Here is a 19,387-nt window from a genome sequence, read left to right on the forward strand (position 1 = left end):
ATCTAAAACAAACTCTAACCCATTCCAGTTGAGCCACCAACAGTACTTGCAACAAAGCCACTCTCCCCCATATCACTCCGCATTCATTTCCGAAATGTTAGTTGCAAAATTAAATTAACAAGATTAGACTGAGCCCATCATGCAATCTCTGGAGGCTTTGGAACATGTCCCGGAACACCCTCAACACGCAGCTGCTTCTCATCGATCCGCAGAACGATTTCTGCGATCTGCCCGGCGACTGGTGTCCCACAGATCCTCTTGGTGGCCAACGGATGGCGCCCGCCCTGCCAGTCCAGGGTGCTCATGCCGACATGCAGCGCCTTGCGCGCTTCATCCGCACCAACGAGTCGCGCATCGACCGCATCACGGTCACGCTCGATTCGCACCAGCGCTACGACGTGGCTCACCCCGGTTTCTGGCGCAAGGGCGACGGCACGGATATGCCACCGTTCACCCCGATTCTCGCGAAGGAGGTGCGCGCCGGAGCCTATGCGCCGCGAGACCCACATGCCTTGGATCGCGTTCTGCATTACATGGACACGCTGGAATCCCAGGGCCGCTACGTGCTGATGGTCTGGCCCGTGCACTGCGAGATCGGCAGCTGGGGCCATGGCGTGCATGGCGATGTGCTGGCCGCCTGCGATGAATGGCAGATCAGCCAGCGCCGCGCCGTGCGCAACGTCTTCAAGGGCATGAATCCATGGACGGAACACTACAGCGCCATCCGCGCCGAAGTGCCCGATGACGACGATCCCGAGACCCTCGTGAACGAGCGCCTGCTGCGCGAACTCGCCACGGCCGAGCGCCTGATCGTCGCGGGCGAAGCCGGCAGCCACTGCGTGCGCTCCACGGTCGAAGACATCGTGAACCATCTGCCCGCCCTGGTGCCCGGCTGGACGCCTTCGCGGATCGTGCTGCTCGTCGACTGCATGAGCCCCGTGGGCGGCTTCGAACGCGAGCAGACGGCGTTTCTCGAATCCATGCACACTCGGGGCGTGCGGTTGGCACAATCAACCGAACTGGCACTCTGACCACTTCGTCGGCGTTCAAGGAAGCGATCACACACCATGCGAACACAGGACAAGCCCGTCATCACCAGCCTGCTGGACACCGACCTCTACAAATTCACCATGTGGCAGGCGCTGCTGCACCGGCATCCGCAGACGCAGGTCGAATACCGCTTCGTCTGCCGCAACCGGCCCGAGTATCCGCTCACCGAGCTGCTCGACGAGGTGAACGCCGAGCTCGACGCGCTGTGCCGGCTGCGCTTCGCGCCGGACGAGCTCGACTACATCGGTTCACTGCGCTTCATGCGCAGCGACTTCATCGACTTTCTGCGCATCTTCCAGTTCCAGCGCAGCTTCATCCGCGCATGGGCCGATGGCGAGACGCTCAACATCGTCGCGACCGGCCCGCAGGTGCACGTCATGGCGTTCGAGATCTTCGTGCTGGCCATCGTCAATGAGCTGTATTTCCGCCGTTTCGACCAGGTCGCCGCTATGGACGAAGGCCGCAAGCGGCTGGCCGCCAAGATCACCGAAGTGCAGGCGCTGGCAAGCGAAGCCAAGCCGATGCGCAACCCGTTCGAGCTCTTCGACTTCGGCGTGCGCCGACGTTTCAGCGCGCCGTGGCAGCGCGAGGTGGTCACCGCGTTCGCCGAACAGACATCGCAATGGTTCAAGGGCACAAGCAACGTGCTGCTCGCGCGCGACCTGAACCTCGTGCCCATCGGCACCATGGCGCACGAATATCTGCAGACCTATCAGGCGCTCGGCGTGCGGCTGCGCGACTTCCAGAAGCAGGCGCTGGAAGACTGGGTGCAGGAATACCGCGGCGACCTCGGGATCGCGCTCACGGACACGGTCGGCATGGATGCCTTCCTCGCCGATTTCGATCTCTACTTCGCCAAGCTGTTCGATGGCCTGCGTCACGATTCCGGCGATCCCTACGTCTGGGGCGAAAAGGCGCTCGCGCACTACCGCAAGCTGCGCATCGACGCGAACACCAAGCGTTTCGTGTTCTCCGACGGTCTGAACGTCGACAGCGCGCTCGCGCTCTATCACCACTTCGGCGACCACGTGCAGCTCGGCTTCGGCATCGGCACGCAGCTCACCAACGACATGGGCCTCAAGCAGCTCAACATCGTCATGAAGATCGTGCACGCCAACGGCCAGCCCGTGGCCAAGCTCTCCGACAGCCCCGGCAAGACCATGTGCGACGACGAAACCTTTCTCGCCTATCTGCGCCAGGTCTTCAACGTGCCCGATCCGGTCCTCACGCCAAAGGAATGACACGCCATGTTCCGCATCACGCTCGCGCAACTGAACTTCACCGTCGGTGACATCGAAGGCAACGTCAAGGCCATGATCGCCGCCGCGCACAAGGCGGCGCAGGACGACTCGGAGATGATCGTCTTCTCCGAGCTCGCGCTGTGCGCCTACTACCCCGGCGACATGCTCGACGACAAGCACTTTCTCGACCGCATCGAAGAAGGCATCGCCGCACTCAAGCGCGCCTCCACCACCCTGCCCGAGCTGCACTGGGTGATCGGCACCCCCACGCTGCGAAGCGGTCCGGGCAAGCATCTGCACAACAGCCTGCTGGTGCTCAAGAACGGTCAGATCCGCCTCAAGTACGACAAACAACTGCTGCCCACCTACAACATCTTCGACGAGCGCCGCCACTTCGAGCCCGGCCCCGACGTCGCCAAGGTGCTGCGCATCGGTGAGACCCAGGTCGGTTTTCTGATCTGCGAGGACGGCTGGAACGATGACGGCGACGACTACAGCGCCAACCCCTTCATGCGCATGGCCGACGCCGCACCCGAAGTGGTCGTGAGCATCAACGCCAGCCCCAGCAACGTGGGCAAGCGCGAACAGCGCCACCAGGTGTTCGCCGACGCGGCCAAGCGCCACGACCTCACCATCCTCTACGTCAACCAGATCGGCGGCCACGACCAGATCGTCTACGACGGCGCTTCGTTCGCGGTCGAGCCCGAGCGCGGCGTGGTGTTCGAAGCCAGCCGCTTCGTCGAGGACGTGCGCACGCTGCAGCTGAGCAACGGCCGCTTCAGCCTGCCGGGTGGAGAGCCCCTGTCGTCGGTGCCCAGAGAAGGCCTTCCGACCATGAGCTTCTACCGCGAGCAGATCGTGCTCGGCCTGCGCGACTATGCGCGGCGCTGCGGCTTCAGCAAGGTGGTGGTCGGCAGCTCCGGCGGCATCGACAGCGCGCTCACCCTGGCGCTGGCGACCGAGGCCATGGGAGCGGACAACGTGATCGCCGTGACCATGCCATCGCACTTCTCCAGCAGCGGCTCGGTCGACGATTCAAAGACGCTCTGCCAGAACCTCGGCATCCAGCTCTTCACGCATCCGATCGCCGAACTCGTGCACCAGTACGCCCAGCAGTTTCTCGGCGCGTTCTCTCAGCCGCTCGTCGGCCTGCCGCTCGAGAACCTGCAGGCACGCGTGCGCGGCACCATCCTGATGGAATACTCGAACGCCTTCGGCAACCTGCTGCTCACCACGGGCAACAAGTCGGAGATCTCCGTCGGCTACTGCACGCTCTACGGCGACACCAACGGCGGCCTCGGCCTGATCGGCGATCTCTACAAGACCGAGGTCTTCGCGCTCTCGCAGCACATCAACGAGCACGCGGGCCGCGAGCTGATTCCCCAGACCATCATCAGCAAGGAACCCTCCGCCGAACTCGCGCCCGACCAGCGTGACGCCGACAGCCTGCCGCCCTATCCCGTGCTCGACGAAATCCTCAAGCTGCTGATCGAGGGCGAAGGCCTGTCCACCGGCGAGTACGAACATGCTCGCCAGTTCATGCAGCGCCAGCGCGCCAGCAAAAAGGGCCGCGAGCTCATCCAGCGCGTGCGCATGATGGTGGCGAAAAGCGAATACAAGCGCCGTCAGGCCCCGCCCATCATCCGCGTGCGCGCCAAGGCCTTCGGCTCCGGCCGCCAGATGCCGATTGCCGCGCGCTACATTTGAACGTTCCACGACCGCCCCAAGTCTGCTTCACCCAGCCTCCCCGCCCCATGTACGACACCGCCATCCTCATCGGCCGCTTCGAGCCGGTTCACACCGGTCACCTCGCCCTGCTCAACCGCGCGCTGCAGGAGGCCCGCAAGGTCATCGTCATCGTCGGATCGGCCTTTCAGGCACGCTCGCCCAAGAACCCGTTCACCTGGAAGGAGCGCGCGGAGATGCTGCTCGGCAGCCTGAGCGATGCCGACCGCGGGCGTGTCGACGTCGTGCCGGTCCGCGACTACTACGACGAGGCGCGCTGGGTGAAAGCCGTGCAGAAAGCGGTCAGCGAGCGCACGCAGTCCGGTGCGCGCATCGGCCTCGTCGGGCATTTCAAGGACGCGAGCAGCAGCTACCTCGCCTCGTTCCCCGGCTGGGAACTCATCCCGCTCGCACGCCAGGGCGAGATCGACGCCACGATGATCCGCAACGCCTATTTCGGCGCCACGGCGGACACCATTCCGATTGCGCTCTCGCCATTTCACGACGTGCTGCCCAAATCGACACGCACGCTGCTCGAGCAGTTCGCGACCCGACCCGAATTCGGCGAACTGCAAAACGAATGGCGCATGCTGCGCGGCTACCGCGAGGCCTGGGCAAGTGCGCCCTATCCTCCGGTCTTCGTCACCGTAGACACCGTGCTGCGCTGCCAGAACCAGATCCTGCTGATCCGCCGCGCCCACGCCCCCGGCAAAGGCCTGCTCGCCCTGCCCGGCGGCTTCATCGAGCCCCGCGAAAGCATCTGGCAGTCCTGCCTGCGCGAGCTGGTTGAGGAAACCCATTGCGACGTGACGCCCGAGCGTCTGCAGCAGGCCCTGCAGTCGGTCCATGTCTTTGACCACCCCGACCGCAGCCAGCGCGGCCGCACGATCACGCACGCGCACTACTTCGATCTCGGCGATTCACCGCTGCCGTCAGTGCAAGCGGACGACGATGCCGCGCAGGTTCTGTGGATGCCGATTCCGGAAATCGCGAACAACGAAGAAATGCTGTTCGAGGATCACTTTCAGATACTCAATCATTTCCTGAGAAACCAGATTCTCGGCGATCGCTGATTTGCCCGCCGTTATGATGTGCCGCAATTCACTGAATGCAGCACATCAAATCTCGCGGCAATGAAGCTGTTATTTCCCCGGTCCGTCTGGATCAAAGCCTTTTGGACCGCGCTGATCTTCACGATTTGCGCGATCGTCGTTCGCCTGTTCTGGGAATATCCGCGCTGCCAGAACGATGAGCTCAACTGGGTGGCGATCGCCCGCAATATCGATGCGGGACATGACTGGCCGGTCTCAGGCCCATTCTTCATGTATGTGCTGCGCGAGTTGAAATCACTCACCGCAATGGGTTATGTGCACCTGATTTCCGGACTGGGTGTTTTCAGCGTTTTCGTGGGAACGCTGCTCATCATTCTGGGATATTCACGCCTGCGCATCACGCGGCCCGGAATCACACTGGCGACGCTGGCTCTTTCCAGCTATTTCTGGGTGCCGCTGCTGGAAGCCCGGCCGCAGCAATGGGGGCAGATTCTCGTATTCATCGGCACCATCTCCGCATGGCTCTGGCTGCACCGCCGCGGTGGCTGGCTGATTTTCCCAGTGCTGGCGCTTGTCTCGATTTCGCACATCCTGAGCCATGCGATTCTGGTTTTCATCTGCACCGCGCTCACTCTCGCGGATTATTTTGAGAATCGTCCACTGACCAAACGCCACGCGATTCTGCCGGCCTGCACGCTGCTGAGCCTCGTGGTCTATGTCCTGCCCAACGGCCCCTACCAGACCATGTTGCGCGACATCGCACAGAACCATTTGCACCGCTTGCTCGTGGTCGCGCCCTATCTGGCGGCGGGGACGATTGCGGCAATCCTCGCCATCATGGCGCTCAAGCCCAAACTCCATTGGCGCGCGCACTGGTCAAGGCACGCGATGGAGTACGCACTGACTCACCAGACCGTCATCTGCGCGGGCTTGCTCGCCGTCTTCTTCATCGCCATGGCCGCTCAGGCCAGCGTTCTGCCGAGCGCCTCCTGGCATCCGTATGGAGGGTCGATCTGGACATTCTTCATCTTTCAAACCGGCAATCTGGTGTTCGCATCCCTGTTCGTGATCGGACTGTTCGCGTTTTTCAAAGCCACATCAGATCAGGAAATCGAAACCTCCCACGCGCGCCTTGTGACCTGGACACTGCTGTCCTTTGGCGTTCTGGGACTTCTCACGCTGATCGGTTCTTTCTGGATGCGGGATACCAACTGGCTGCTGCGACTGATCAACTACGCCATTCTGTTCGCCGCCCCCATCGCGGCGATGGGCCTGGGCAGCATCCGCGTTCTCAGGCAGTACCCGGCCCTCTACCTCCTGCTGGTGCCGCTGTTTGTTGTAAGCATCTGTCAGGCCGTTCGACCGGACGGCTATCTGGGCTGTTGAAACCTGTTGTTTTGCGATTCGGGCCATTTCACATCCGGATACACGCCTGCGATTTGTCTCCCGTGGTTTGATAGACTCATCGGCTGCAGCCGTTCCGCCCATCACATCCACCTCCAATGGCAAAACTCTCCAAGACTTCCGTCATTTTTGCGATCCTTTTGATCGCTGCCATTTTGTGCGTCTATGTCCCTGGGCTGAACAACCAGTTGATCTTCGATGACCTTCGACTGGCGGAGGGCGACTTCTTCGGCAGTTACGGTAGCCTGCTGCAGTTCAAACAGCGCATGCTGTCCTACGGAAGCTTCGTCTGGGTACAGAACCTGTTTGGTGAAGGCTGGTGGAAGCAGCATCTGTTCAACGTCTTCCTGCACGTTCTGACTGTGGGCGCGCTGTACGCGCTGTTCAAATCGCTGCTCGAGCGCACCCAATTCCCGCACGACATCGAGCAGCAGGAACACTTCAAGTCCTCGCGCATGGCGGCGCTGCGTGTCGGCCTGATCGTCTTTGCCCTCAATCCGGTGGCCGTCTACGTCGTGGGCTATCTGATCCAGCGCTCCATCCTCATGGCCACGCTGTTCGCCGTGCTCGCCTGCTTCGCCTACGTGCGCGGACTGGTCAAAGGCGGCATCGGCTGGTTCATCGCAGCCACCGTCTTCTACGTCGCGGCAGCCCTGTCCAAGGAGCAATCCGCGCTGACCGTGGCGATGGCCGTGCCGCTGTACATCTACGTGCGCCGCCCCTCGTGGAAAAAGATCGTCATGGTGTCGGCCGCCACCGCCGTCGTGCTGGTGCTCGCGGTGGGTGCAGTGCTCAGCATCTACGGCAACCTCATCGGCAACCTCATCGACAACCAGTCCGTCGCCTACCTCAAGCAACTGCAGGCCATCGACCCCAACGTCGGCGGCAAGGTCTACGCGCTCAGCATCCTGAATCAAGCGGCGCTGTTCTTCGTCTACGGCTTTCTGTGGATGATTCCCTACGTGGGAGCCATGTCCATCGACATGCGCCCCGCCTTCCCCATGTCCTTCGGCTCCGGTCTGCATCTGTTGGGCGCCGTGGCCTTCGTCGCCCTGCTCGCGGCGTCGATCTGGGCCGTGCTGCGCAAGGACGGCGTGCTGCGCTTCGCTGCGCTGTGCCTGCTGTTTCCGATGCTGTGGTTCTTCAGCGAATTCGCCGTCGTCTGGCTGCAGGACCCACTGGTGCTGTATCGCAGCTACCTCTGGGCGGTCGGCATTCCCGGTCTGGTCGCCATCGCGCTGACGGGCTTCAAGCCGCGCACCATCTACATCATCGGCGTGCTGCTGGCCCTGCTGTTCGGCGGCCTCGCGGCCGAGCGCGTGATGTCCATGCGCGACGCCGAAACCGTCTGGGAAGACGCGGCCAGCAAGATCGATCTCAAGGCCCCCGCCAACGCCGTGGGCCGCTATCGCCCGTATCTGAACCTCGGCACCGAGCGCATGGAGCGCGGTCGCTATGCACAGGCCGAACGCGACTTCATGACCGCCGATGCGCTCAATGACCTGAACGGCAATGCCCGCTTCAGCATCGGTGTCGCACTGCTCCAGCAGAAAAAATACCCCGATGCCATCCGCGCCTTCAAGGCTGCGGAAGAAAAAGGCTACACCGGCCAGACACTGTGGTTCCAGCGCGCGGAGGCCTATGCGGCGCTCGGACACCCCAAGGAAGCCTTCGACGCCTTCAGCACGGCGCTGCAGACCGGTGGTTCCGACGTGAACGACAGCGCCGGAGCCAAGCAGCTCACCGAGCAGACCCACCTGCGCCGCGCCGAAATGGGCATGACCATCCAAAAGTACGACGAAGCTGTGAAGGACTACGAGGCCGTGTTGCAAACATCGCCCAACAGCTCCCGCGCGGCCGTCGGCCTCGCCATGGCGCTCACCGGCAAGGGCGAATCCGCCAAGGCCAAGGAACAGATGGACGCACTCATCACCCGCACCCCCAGTGGCCCCGCGTTCTACGCCCGCGCCATGGCGCACTACGGCATGAAGAACACGGCCGAGGCGCTCAAGGACCTCGACCAGGCCACTCAGGCCGATCCCGCCAACGCCCAGCGCTACGCCATGGCCAAGGCCCAGATCAGCGCCCCTCCAGCCCCCAAGCAGTAACCCGACAAGCCAGCCGTGACCCTGCGCGTACTTCACATCGGCAAGTTCTATCCCCCCTACCGAGGCGGCATGGAGGTGTTTCTTGCCGACCTGCTGAACGAACAGCGCAAGCAAGGCATCGACGCACATGCGCTGGTCCACGGCGATCCCGAACCCGACGATCCAGCGTGGATTCAACGGGTGCCGGTGCAGTTCAGTCTGGTCTACGCGCCCATGGCCGCAGGCTTTCGCAGTGCCATGGCCAGGGCCATAGAACGTATCCGGCCCGACGTCCTCCATCTGCACCTGCCCAACAATTCTGCGCTCTGGGCGCTCACCCTGCCCAGCGCCCGCAAGGTGCCGTGGGTGATCCATTGGCAGTCCGACATCGTCTTCTCGGACATCAAATGGTCCGTGGCTTTGGCCTACATGATCTACAAGCCCTTCGAGCAGGCACTGCTTGAGCGCACGGCACAGATCATCGCCACTTCACCGCCCTATCTTGAAGCCAGCAAGGCGCTGCGCAATTGGCACGACAAGACTGCCATCATCCCACTGGGCATCAACGTGGAGGCCACACCGGCACCCGTGGACATCCCGGCCGAAATGCAATGGCGCGGAGACGCCCAGCTCAAACTCCTGTCGATCGGACGCCTCACCTACTACAAGGGCTTCGAGACCCTGATCGAGGCCGTGAGCACCATGCCCGGCGTGGAACTGCTCATCGTGGGAGAAGGTGAACAGCGCCCCGAACTGGAAGCCAAGATCAAAGCAACGACACGCCCCGGACAAGCACCCAACGTCCGTCTCGTGGGTGCCGTCGACGATGCCCAGAAGCACGCCCTGCTCGCCCGATGCGACATCTTCTGCCTTGCATCCTGTGAGCGCACCGAGGCCTTCGGCATCGTCGTACTCGAAGCCATGATGCACGGCCGCCCCTGCGTGGTCACCGACCTTCCCGGCTCCGGCATGCCGTGGATCGTCGCCCAAGCCAAGAGCGGCCTGCGCGTGCCCTATGAGGACGTGCACGCATGGCGCAGCCACATCGCGCGCATGCAGCATGATCTCGAACTGCGCAAACGCACTGGCGAGGCTGGTGTGCAAGCCATCAAGCGCATGTTCAGTATCGGCCCCTGCGAACGCGAGATCAATCGCTACTACAGAGGCATGGTGCCCGAGTCGGTGGCCGTTCCGCGGCAAAACGGCCTCATGATCGTGATTAGTGCGCGCAATCAGGAAGCGCATATCGCTCACATCATCCAACGCGTCAAAGAATTGGCACCAGGAGCCGCTGTAGTGGTCGTCGACAATCGCAGCACCGATGCCACCAGCCACCTCGCCGAAGTGAGCGGAGCCATCGTTCTGCGTCCCCTGCTTGCAATGACGACCTGGGGCACGCTTCAAACCGGTCTGCGCTATGCGCAGGCACACGGATATGAAACGGTGGTCACCATCGATGCCGACAGCTACTATGAGGTGGAAGAATTGCCAACGCTGCTGCAAGCCGCGCGGCAGAACCCCACTGCTGACCTCTCCGTGGCTTTCTTTCGTGCCCAGCACAGTTTGGTTCGCCGTCTAGCATGGAAGTGGTATCGCCTGCTCACCGGATTCGATCTGCAGGATTTCGTCTCAGGTTTTCGCGTCTACCGCCGCCAAGCAATCGATGTGGCGATCTCCTCGGAGGCTACTTTGCTGGACTATCAAGACGTGGGTACCTACCTGTTGATGCGCCAGCACCGAGTAAAAATTCTGGAAGTGCCATTGATGATGGTGACAGCGAAAGTGGACAATTCAAGCATTTTCCGATCTTGGGGCAAAGCCTTGCGCTACTTCGCCACCTCGACATTGCTGGCACTTGCTCACGGCCGCAAGCAATCCAAGGCATAGCCAAGCGACTCATCCTCTTTGCAAGTGTCCACCACGTCTGTATACGGATCCACGCCGAGTCAACGCAGCACTTCCAACAGGTCTATCGCTAGCATTCGATACGGGGGAACTCGGCGATCTCAAGCTTAGGTGAACTTAGTGAACGGGGTATGGCGCTCAACCTTCATACAGTCTGACTCAAGTGCGCCTAGCAATGATCCGATCACGGAGGCATGATTGGCACCGCCAGTCACACAACCCTGCAAAACTCCACTTCGGTTGTAGCACTTCAAACGCCGAAGAGCCCGTGCATAGCGAGATGACTGACTGAGTGTGCGTGTACTCAAGGCAAAGCGGTAGCGATGCCTCAATTGTAGTGACGTTTGCTATCCAATAAATTAAAATACACCGGACATCAAAGTCAAATTGACTGAAATGACTCGGTATAGGCATCAGTTTATCTACTGCACCCACTTTCACCGCCACATCCAACAACAGCGTTACGCCTTTACCGCAGGATTTTTCGAAAGACACATCAAACATCATCAAAGAAGGTAAATTCAATTCATGCCATCTGATTTGCACAACAAGAAATTGAAAGCAGAGTTTGATTTACTCGCCGACAATTACTACCAAGAGCATAAAGCCAATATTTCCATTACTGGCGAAAACCCCGAATATTTCTCCGAATACAAGATTTCTGATTTTAGTGAATATTTCAAAAATCACACACTTCCCATCGATATATTAGACTTTGGATCTGGAATTGGAAATTCCATACCCCACTTTAGAAAATACTTCTCCAACTCCAAACTATGCTGCGCCGATGTTTCATCAAGAAGCATGGAAATTTCCCAGGAAAGATTCCCTGGAAATGAGAAATATCTACAAATTGATGATTCAATACCTGCCGAAGACAATAGGTTTGATGCCATTTTCACAGCATGCGTATTTCATCACATACCACATATTGACCACAAAAAATGGCTTGCCGAATTAAATAGAGTTACAAAACCAAACGGCGTACTTGCCATATTTGAACACAATCCATTAAACCCACTCACTGTTCATGCAGTCAACACCTGCCCTATTGACGCAAACGCCAAATTGATTCGCGCTAAATCAATGAAGGAACTACTAATTTCCACCGGATGGAGAAATGTAGAAATAGAGTACAAACTATTTTTTCCAAAGGCTCTTAAAAAACTTCGCTTTCTAGAAGCACACATGAAAACAATATTTCTAGGAGCTCAATGGAGAATTACGGCAGTTAAATGAAATCACCCAAAAACATTGCAATATATAAATTTCTGACCGTCGGAACACTAAACACCGCATTTGGTCTCAGTATTATTTATTTTTCAATGTATTACTTAAAATGGAGCCCGGTACTATCAAACTTGACTGGCTACATTTTCGGACTAGTGCTAGGATATATCTTAAACAAAAATTGGACGTTCAAATCAAAAGAATCCAGTTATAGCGAGATGCTCCGCTATGCAGTCGTAATTGTAACATCCTATATAGCAAACGTTGGTTTAGTATACCTAAGCACGACACATCTTCAATTGAGTCCCTACCTCGCTCAACCACTCGGCATGGTTACATATACTGGACTTACATTTATTGGATGCAAAATATTTGTATTCAAAAGCTCAAAAAATATTATTTATGAATAGATCAAACGACACAGCAACAGTCCCCATCCGCATCGGCATTGTTGTTCCATGCTTCAATGAAGAAGACGTAATACGAGAAACAAATGATCGCCTCATTATGCTGATCAATCAGCTGCAAAGTAATGGACTAATCTCACATGAAAGCTCCATTATTTATATCGATGATGGCAGTCGAGATGCAACATGGAGCATCATTGAGGCACTCTCCCAATCCCACCCCACAGTCAGTGGAATCAAGCTTTCACGTAATCAAGGCCATCAAAATGCTTTGCTTTGTGGCCTTATGACATCTCCTGGGGATGCGCTAATCAGTGTGGATGCCGATCTGCAGGATGACCTCAATGTGATACCTCAAATGATTCATCACTTTCTCAAAGGTAACGAGATAGTTTATGGCGTAAGAAAGAGTCGAGAAACTGATACATATTTTAAACGATTTACAGCCGAGGGATACTACAAGTTGATGTCGATAATGAAAGTCGACATTATATTCAATCATGCCGATTATCGCTTGCTAAGCAGGCGTGCCATAAATGCACTTTCGGAGTATCGAGAGATCAATCTATTTCTACGCGGCCTAGTTCGTCTTCTCGGATTTAAAAGTGAAGTGGTTGAATATGATCGCGCAGAACGATTTGCCGGAGAATCCAAATACCCTTTACGCAAAATGCTCTCCTTTGCCTGGCAAGGTATTACCTCTTTCTCAACAGCCCCATTGAGATTAATTACCTTTTTAGGCATAACCGTTTCAATTGTAAGCATTGCGCTTGCCGCCTGGGGATTCCTTTCCACGCTTTTCACTGATAGTACATTACCAGGTTGGGCCTCCACGGTAATCCCCATGTACTTCCTTGGGGGGGTTCAGTTGTTTAGCCTAGGCATAATTGGCGAATATATTTCAAAAATCTATATGGAAAACAAAAGCAGACCTCGATTTCATGTGGATCAAAAAATTGGAACCTCATTCTCCAAAAATAAAAAAAACCACGAATGAAGTATTCGACACTAACCCAGATAGTGGTAACAGCCAGTTTTCTTTGGCGTACGCCAGACACGCCTTAAAAGTATATGGAAACCCCATTCAGACCTGGAAAAGAGTTTCTTTTCAAAGTTGCAATTATATTGTTCGCCGCATTACATGCGATCCCCTTTTTGGCGGGCTACAGACTTTCAGCGGATGATGTCGCATACCACTGGTTTGCGATGAACGGCATTGATGAATCTATAAGATTTATAAAAGAGGCCGCCATCGGCCAAGGGAGAATAGTTCACTTCCCTGATTTAATAACCTCTTTAATAGGTGCATACTACGCTGACATACTAGGATTTAGAATATTTTATGTACTTCTATTTTTTTCAACATTCTTTTTATTCTCCACCTATATCAATAAGGCTTTTGGATTAAATCTAACTTGGTATGTTTTTTTTATATTACTCGCCCTTCATCCACTGGATTACTTCCATACATCACCCGGCGCATACCCATTCAAAATCTCTTTTCCAATATTTTTTATATTAATCTCGCGAATAAAAATATTATCAATTAGATCCGACCCCCAAGGCTCATTACTTTCAAGAGAGTTTCCTTGGCTATGCCTATGTCTCGCAGGCATGCTTTTTAGCGAATATGCATTTGCATTCGCAACCTCCTTAATATTAATAGAATTAATAAGCCGGATCACAATTTCGATCGCCAAAGAATCAAATACAAGCCCAGTAAAACGACTCTCACAACAAATCCTCTCCAACAAGACTTTTCGCGATTGCTTTCTAATTGCTCTATTTTTATTGCTATACATTGGTTTTCGCTTAGTTTTCCCTTCGACATACGATGGCAACAAACTACCACAGAGTTTTGATTTACGATTATTCTCCAAAACGCTAGTAGCTCATATTGTTGGAGGATCCACCATATCCTCATATATGAGAACCCCCTCCTGGGATATACTCACCAATAACTCAATAAGACCACATCAGTTTATAGAGTTAGCAACTACCTGCGCACTATCATTTTACATCTCACTAAAGTCAATTGAGCATGTTATTCAATCTCAGAAAAACAGTCGAACCGCGTTGACCGTCGTAACTTCCGGGTGTTGCGCATTAGCCCTCTCCGTCATCATTACACTCCCTGTCGCCATCACAACAAAATATCAATCTTGGTGCACATCGTTTTCAAACTGCATATTCCTCGACAGCAGCCTATCATATATTGGCTTTGGTACGTTTATTGCTTTTTCTTCAATACTAATAATAAACACCAAAAGCAAAGTCACGACGATTTACCCGTATGTTTTCGCATCCATCATCTCATTGATTGCCACCACCTCAAGTCTCAATAATCTACATATAGAGACTTCAATGCGAAACTATGTCACCGGTTGGGATCGGGTAAATTTGATAGCGTGCAACCCTAGCATTGCTTCCAAGACAACTTCCCTATCCAATTTCATAGATCCATCACACCAAATCAGCATGCATCCAAATTTTGATCATGATAGATATTGGTCCTTACTCGTAGAGCAACAGAAAAAGAAGATATCTCAAGTTGAGTGCGATATCAAAAACAGCACGGCATTCATTGGAGTGACAAAACACGAGAGAGTCACATTCTCACAAAATGACAAAGGAAGGCAGCTTTTAATCAACGGATGGGCGAATCCGGAAAGCTGGGGAGTATGGTCCAACTCCAATCAGGCAAGTCTCTTGATTCCAGTAACTCAGTCGCATGCAGCGATAGAAATCGAAGCAAATGCACTAATCACACCTTCGCATTCTTCTCAAACAGTTGACATCTTCATTAATGATGAGTTTTTTGAATCATTCAAACTATATAAATCCACTGCCAATTTTATAAACATTGACACGGACAAAATTCGCCAAAGATTCTCACCAAAAGGAGGCAGCCTCATATTATCATTTTATTTTCATGACGCAAAAAGCCCATCAGCATTAGGAATTAATGCTGACGAGCGAAATTTGGCAATCGGACTGGTAGCAATTACTATAAATTAAATATCAATCAGCCGACCCTAAAAAATCCTCAAGCTCAGCAACAGGTTAGAGGATTTTTTGGGTGATTTTTTCATCTATACATTGTTCAAAACTGCCACCTACAAATGGGAGTAAATCGCACTTGTACTGCTGGCACATTGCGCCCATGTGAAGGCCAGAGATCGATTCACACCATTGGCAGAGACCTGAGCACGCCACACCTCATCCTGCAACGCATGCCCAAGCGCATAGGCAATCGAGGCCTCATCCTCTGGCTGCACCTTCAACCCCACATCACCCACCACTTCCGGCAGCGACGAGGTACTTGACGTCAGCACAGGTATCCCCGACGCCATCGCCTCCAGTGGAGGCAAGCCGAACCCTTCATACAAAGAAGGAAAGCAGAACAGTCGCGCGCCTGCATACAGAAAGGGCAAGTCCTCCTGTGGCACGAAATCCAGATACCTGAGCCACCCCGCGTTAGCTCCGAGCATCATTAGATCGTGAATCTCCTCTGCCTGCCAGCCACGAGATCCCGCCAACACCAAAGGCACGTTCATACGCAGCGATTCGGGCAACCGCGCATATGCCCGAATCAATCGTGCAAGATTCTTGCGCGGTTCAATGGTCCCTACATACAGCGAATAGCCGCCATGCACCAGTCCATAGCGATGCATTACGGCAGAGGTTTCTTCGGATGTACGCGGATGAAACGACGTGTCCACACCCAAGGGAACTGCGCAGATCCGATCCTCAGGCCAGTCAAAATGTTCTATCACCTCACGGCGTACGGATTCCGCATCGGTGATAAGGAAATCAGCCCGCTCCATTGTTTTCGGCAAGTCTCTCTTCAGCAATTCCACTCGCGCTGCTGGATGAAACTGGGGGCAGACGATGTGCGACAAGTCGTGGATCGTCGCCACCGACTTGCCCGGAAACGGAGGCAGAAAATAGTTGGGCGAGTGAAACAACGCATGCCGCTCCTTCTGCATGCGCCAGCGCGACCAGATGGGCATGAGAGTTGAATAGGCTCGCACCGCCAGCTTGTTGCCGGCAAGCACTCGTCTAAGCGTGGGTCTGTTCAGCTCTTCTGTGGATACCGTCTTGGCGCGAGCCTGCACCGCCTCACTGCTGATCCATTGCCCGAGGGAGTAGAACCGCAGTGATTCCACGCCTTCGCACTGAGGCAGTCGCGTCGCCAGTTCATAGGCATAGCGACCAATGCCCGTCAATGGCGCATGAATGGCATCAGCGCCCAGAATGACATGTGCCACGTCACTGGACTCCTGGCTGGTCCGACAACATCCAGGTCAGCGTCTCATTCAACGGACGAGGCTCCCATGCGCCTATCAGCTGGCTCAATCGTGACGCGTCACCACACAAGGTCTTCACTTCATTCGCACGCACGAATGCGGGGTTGGTGACCGCCTTGATCGACTGCCCGGAAATACTTTCGGCCATCTGCAGCACTTCACGCAATGACACCAGCCGACCCGAGCACACATTCACGGTTTCATCCACGGCCGCATCAGAATCCAGCAAACGGCGATAGGCAGCTGCAACATCGCGGACGTCCGAAAAGTCGCGCCAAACCTCCATGTTGCCCAGCTCGATCACATCCGCCCGGCGTAAAAAATGACTCACTATCTTCGGCAACAAAAAGCTCTCAGATTGCCCGACGCCCGTGTAATTGAAAGGGCGCGTAATCGTGATCGGGAGCTTGTCCATCCACAGTCGCGCCATGTACTCCATCGCCAACTTGCTGACCGCATAGTCATTGGCCGGATTGGCGGGAGTGTGCTCGTTCAGCGCACCCTCGGTCGTGTTGCCATAGATGTTGGCGCTGCTGGCGAGCAACACATGTTCTGGCGATTGAGCAAGCGCAGCCAAAGCGGAAAGCAGATTGCGTGTACCCACCACATTCACGTCGTAGAAGGCACGTGCGTTGCTGTGCCCCACGAAAGCGATTGCAGCCAGATGAATCACCGCTTGGGGCTGCACCTGCTGCACCCAATCATCCAAAGCATTCGCGTCCAGCAAGTCCACGTGCCGGTAACGAACCCGCTCCGGTTCAGGATGCGAGCCAAGTCCCCAGACTTCCCAGCCATGTTGCTCCAACTCACGAGTCAAAAAATGACCCGTGAACCCATTGACACCTGTGATCAGAGCTCGCCGCACTTGTGAAGCACCTCAGAACGAGAAACCGGCCTGATTGCGGCGCAGATCCGCCTCCACCATCATCTGGCACAGTTGCTCCAGCGTGGTCGTGGGCTTCCAGCCCAGCTCGCGCTGAGCCTTCTCGGGATTGCCAATGAGCAATTCCACTTCCGCTGGACGATAGAACTTGGGATTCACACGTACCAGTGTTTTTCCGGATGCGACATCGATCCCTACTTCTGACTCTGCGGCTCCCTGCCATTTGAGCTCGAAACCAGCAGCCTTGGCAGCCATGGAGACAAAATCGCGCACTGTCTCGGTACGATTCGTTGCCAGCACAAAAGTATCGGGCTTTTCAGCCTGCAGAATGCGCCACATGCCTTCCACATAGTCCTTGGCATAGCCCCAATCGCGTTTGGCATCCATATTGCCCAACTCCAACACGTCCAGCTTGCCAAGCTTGATCTTGGCGAGACTATCAGTGATCTTGCGGGTCACGAATTCACGGCCGCGCAGTGGGCTCTCGTGATTGAACAAAATGCCGCTGGATCCAAAGATGTCGTAGCTCTCACGGTAGTTCACCGTCATCCAATGCGCATACAGCTTGGCTACGCCATAAGGGCTGCGCGGGTAGAAGGGCGTGGATTCGCGCTGAGGGATCTCCTGCACCTTGCCGAACATTTCAGACGTACTGGCTTGGTAGAAGCGAATCTTTGGGTTGACGATGCGGATAGCTTCTAATAAGTTCACTGGGCCGATACCGGTGATTTCTGCAGTTGTCACCGGTTGCTCAAACGATACCCCCACGAAGCTCTGCGCCGCGAGATTGTAGACCTCGGTCGCCTCTGTGGTCTGCAGCAGACGAATGCTGGCCGACAAGTCCGTCAGGTCATATTCTACAAGATGCAGATTCGGATGATTCTGAATACCCAATTCTTCGATGCGCCAGAAATTGACGGAACTGTTCCGTCGATAGGTGCCATAAACCTTGTAGCCTTTCGCTAGCAAGAGTTCCACCAAATATGCGCCATCTTGACCAGTAATACCTGTTACAACAGCTTTTTTCACTGAATTCCCTTTATACACAAACTGGCTTTAATACCATTCCAGACAGATGGGTGGTCTAACACCAGCTAATCTCAAAAACCATCACCTAGAATCAACCCAAGAGCCTCAACTTCAATAAACCCGATTCATCAAACCAATTGATCCGAAGGATAGCTTCTATACAGCCACGCAGGCCTTCGCCCCTCATTAATCACATTTTTTTTGATTGATTTGGAGAAAATATACTGCCCCAAATCAAATTTTCTAAAATCCAGCAACCCTCCAAACTTAGACAAATCGAAGTAATTCCCCGAGCCATTCGCATGGACATCAGCAGTAAAATTCCAAACAGGCTCAAACCCTTCGAAGCGCAAAAGTTTATCAAGCTCATGGAGATTATATTCGCGATTATGACGCCCATAAGGCCCATAGCCGCTATAAGGATCATAAATATTAACCCCAGCCAACATTCGAGCAACATTCTCCAAACGAGAAACATTTGGAGTGGTAAGAACCAAAACCCCTTCCGGCTTCAATACCCTAAAAATCTCCCGAAGCACTCCGCAAGGGTCATTTTGCATATGTTCGAGAATTTCAGCAAATATCACCACTTCAAACTGCTCATCTTCGAATGGAAACCTATCATTCTCAACATTGAAGTGATGATATGAATAGGGCTCCGAAGACCTCACACCGTCTAAATCAGTAAAGTCCACTTGCTGCTCATAGACTCCATTTTTCTCCAAGGAAAAATAATTGGCAAAGGTAACCTCGAGATTCGTAAATTTCCTTAGCAATGCCGAAGTAAAATAAGGATTTGCCCCCAATTCAAGGCAACGCCCATTCAGGTCCTGCACCATACCCCATGTGTATGCGAATCGCCTAAAGTCGGTTTCTGCATATGCACGCATTTCAGCCTCAGGAGCCCCCCTCACCCGAACAGATGTTATGAATTCGTACAACATCTTTTCAGAAACCCCATCTGGCAACGGTAATTTTGGCGACAAAGGAAATCTATCAACTGAACTGACAATCGGTATTCTCTTTGCGGCGCGGAGTATTTTTTCAAGCACTGGGTTACCCAA

15 protein-coding genes are annotated in these 19,387 nt (G+C 54.8%); 11 read left to right on the forward strand and 4 right to left on the reverse strand.

All coding sequences use genetic code 11. The annotated features are described in order from the left end of the window. Window positions 1-164: 164 nt before the first annotated feature. From ISG32_RS06310 to ISG32_RS06360, 11 genes are all read left to right on the forward strand, one after another. Window positions 165-1,031 carry a cysteine hydrolase family protein gene (locus tag ISG32_RS06310; protein WP_194770147.1) on the forward strand — a complete coding sequence of 289 codons (867 nt, stop codon included), beginning with the start codon at window positions 165-167 and terminating at the stop codon, window positions 1,029-1,031. Between the two features lie 36 nt (window positions 1,032-1,067). Beyond that, window positions 1,068-2,291 carry a nicotinate phosphoribosyltransferase gene (gene pncB, locus ISG32_RS06315; RefSeq protein WP_194770148.1) on the forward strand — a complete coding sequence of 408 codons (1,224 nt, stop codon included), beginning with the start codon at window positions 1,068-1,070 and terminating at the stop codon, window positions 2,289-2,291. Window positions 2,292-2,297: 6 nt separating this feature from the next. After that, entirely contained in the window at window positions 2,298-3,998 is a 1,701-nt protein-coding gene (locus tag ISG32_RS06320) for an NAD+ synthase (protein ID WP_194770149.1), read from the forward strand. 47 nt (window positions 3,999-4,045) lie between these two features. Continuing rightward, window positions 4,046-5,089: a bifunctional nicotinamide-nucleotide adenylyltransferase/Nudix hydroxylase gene (locus ISG32_RS06325; protein ID WP_194770150.1), complete on the forward strand. Its 1,044-nt coding sequence runs from the start codon at window positions 4,046-4,048 to the stop codon at window positions 5,087-5,089. 60 nt (window positions 5,090-5,149) lie between these two features. Continuing rightward, on the forward strand, window positions 5,150-6,454 hold the full coding sequence (locus tag ISG32_RS06330) for a hypothetical protein (protein ID WP_194770151.1): 1,305 nt from the start codon (window positions 5,150-5,152) through the stop codon (window positions 6,452-6,454). 158 nt (window positions 6,455-6,612) lie between these two features. Next, complete coding sequence (locus ISG32_RS06335) at window positions 6,613-8,580, forward strand: tetratricopeptide repeat protein (protein ID WP_323745897.1); 1,968 nt, start codon at window positions 6,613-6,615, stop codon at window positions 8,578-8,580. Window positions 8,581-8,649: 69 nt separating this feature from the next. Next, window positions 8,650-10,446, forward strand: coding sequence for a glycosyltransferase (locus ISG32_RS06340; protein ID WP_194770446.1), 1,797 nt, complete (start codon window positions 8,650-8,652; stop codon window positions 10,444-10,446). Window positions 10,447-10,992: 546 nt separating this feature from the next. Next, window positions 10,993-11,703, forward strand: a complete 711-nt coding sequence (locus ISG32_RS06345) for a class I SAM-dependent methyltransferase (RefSeq protein ID WP_194770153.1) — start codon at window positions 10,993-10,995, stop codon at window positions 11,701-11,703. Between the two features lie 86 nt (window positions 11,704-11,789). Next, window positions 11,790-12,104, forward strand: a complete 315-nt coding sequence (locus tag ISG32_RS27885; RefSeq protein ID WP_407645038.1) for a GtrA family protein — start codon at window positions 11,790-11,792, stop codon at window positions 12,102-12,104. Further along, window positions 12,052-13,098 carry a glycosyltransferase family 2 protein gene (locus ISG32_RS06355; RefSeq protein WP_228529619.1) on the forward strand — a complete coding sequence of 349 codons (1,047 nt, stop codon included), beginning with the start codon at window positions 12,052-12,054 and terminating at the stop codon, window positions 13,096-13,098. The genes ISG32_RS27885 and ISG32_RS06355 overlap by 53 nt, the downstream gene beginning before the upstream one ends. Before the next feature lie 74 nt (window positions 13,099-13,172). Beyond that, the gene (locus ISG32_RS06360) at window positions 13,173-15,119 is read left to right on the forward strand and encodes a leucine-rich repeat domain-containing protein (RefSeq protein WP_194770156.1); all 1,947 of its coding nucleotides are present in this window, start codon (window positions 13,173-13,175) and stop codon (window positions 15,117-15,119) included. A gap of 98 nt (window positions 15,120-15,217) precedes the next feature. On the opposite strand, the gene ISG32_RS06365 is transcribed toward ISG32_RS06360, so the two are convergent. The 4 genes from ISG32_RS06365 to ISG32_RS06380 all read right to left on the reverse strand — a co-directional run bounded on the left by ISG32_RS06365 (window position 15,218) and on the right by ISG32_RS06380 (window position 19,375). Then, entirely contained in the window at window positions 15,218-16,372 is a 1,155-nt protein-coding gene (locus ISG32_RS06365) for a glycosyltransferase family 4 protein (RefSeq protein ID WP_194770157.1), read from the reverse strand. Between the two features lies 1 nt (window position 16,373). Then, window positions 16,374-17,276 carry a GDP-mannose 4,6-dehydratase gene (locus ISG32_RS06370; protein WP_194770158.1) on the reverse strand — a complete coding sequence of 301 codons (903 nt, stop codon included), beginning with the start codon at window positions 17,274-17,276 and terminating at the stop codon, window positions 16,374-16,376. A gap of 12 nt (window positions 17,277-17,288) precedes the next feature. Continuing rightward, a complete protein-coding gene (gmd, locus tag ISG32_RS06375; RefSeq protein ID WP_194770159.1) occupies window positions 17,289-18,323 on the reverse strand; it encodes a GDP-mannose 4,6-dehydratase in 1,035 nt (344 codons plus the stop codon). Window positions 18,324-18,451: 128 nt separating this feature from the next. Further along, on the reverse strand, window positions 18,452-19,375 hold the full coding sequence (locus ISG32_RS06380; protein ID WP_323745898.1) for a methyltransferase domain-containing protein: 924 nt from the start codon (window positions 19,373-19,375) through the stop codon (window positions 18,452-18,454). Between the last annotated feature and the right edge of the window lie 12 nt (window positions 19,376-19,387).

It is taken from the genome of Diaphorobacter caeni (assembly GCF_015354245.1).
Taxonomy (GTDB): Bacteria; Pseudomonadota; Gammaproteobacteria; order Burkholderiales; family Burkholderiaceae_C; genus Diaphorobacter_A; species Diaphorobacter_A caeni.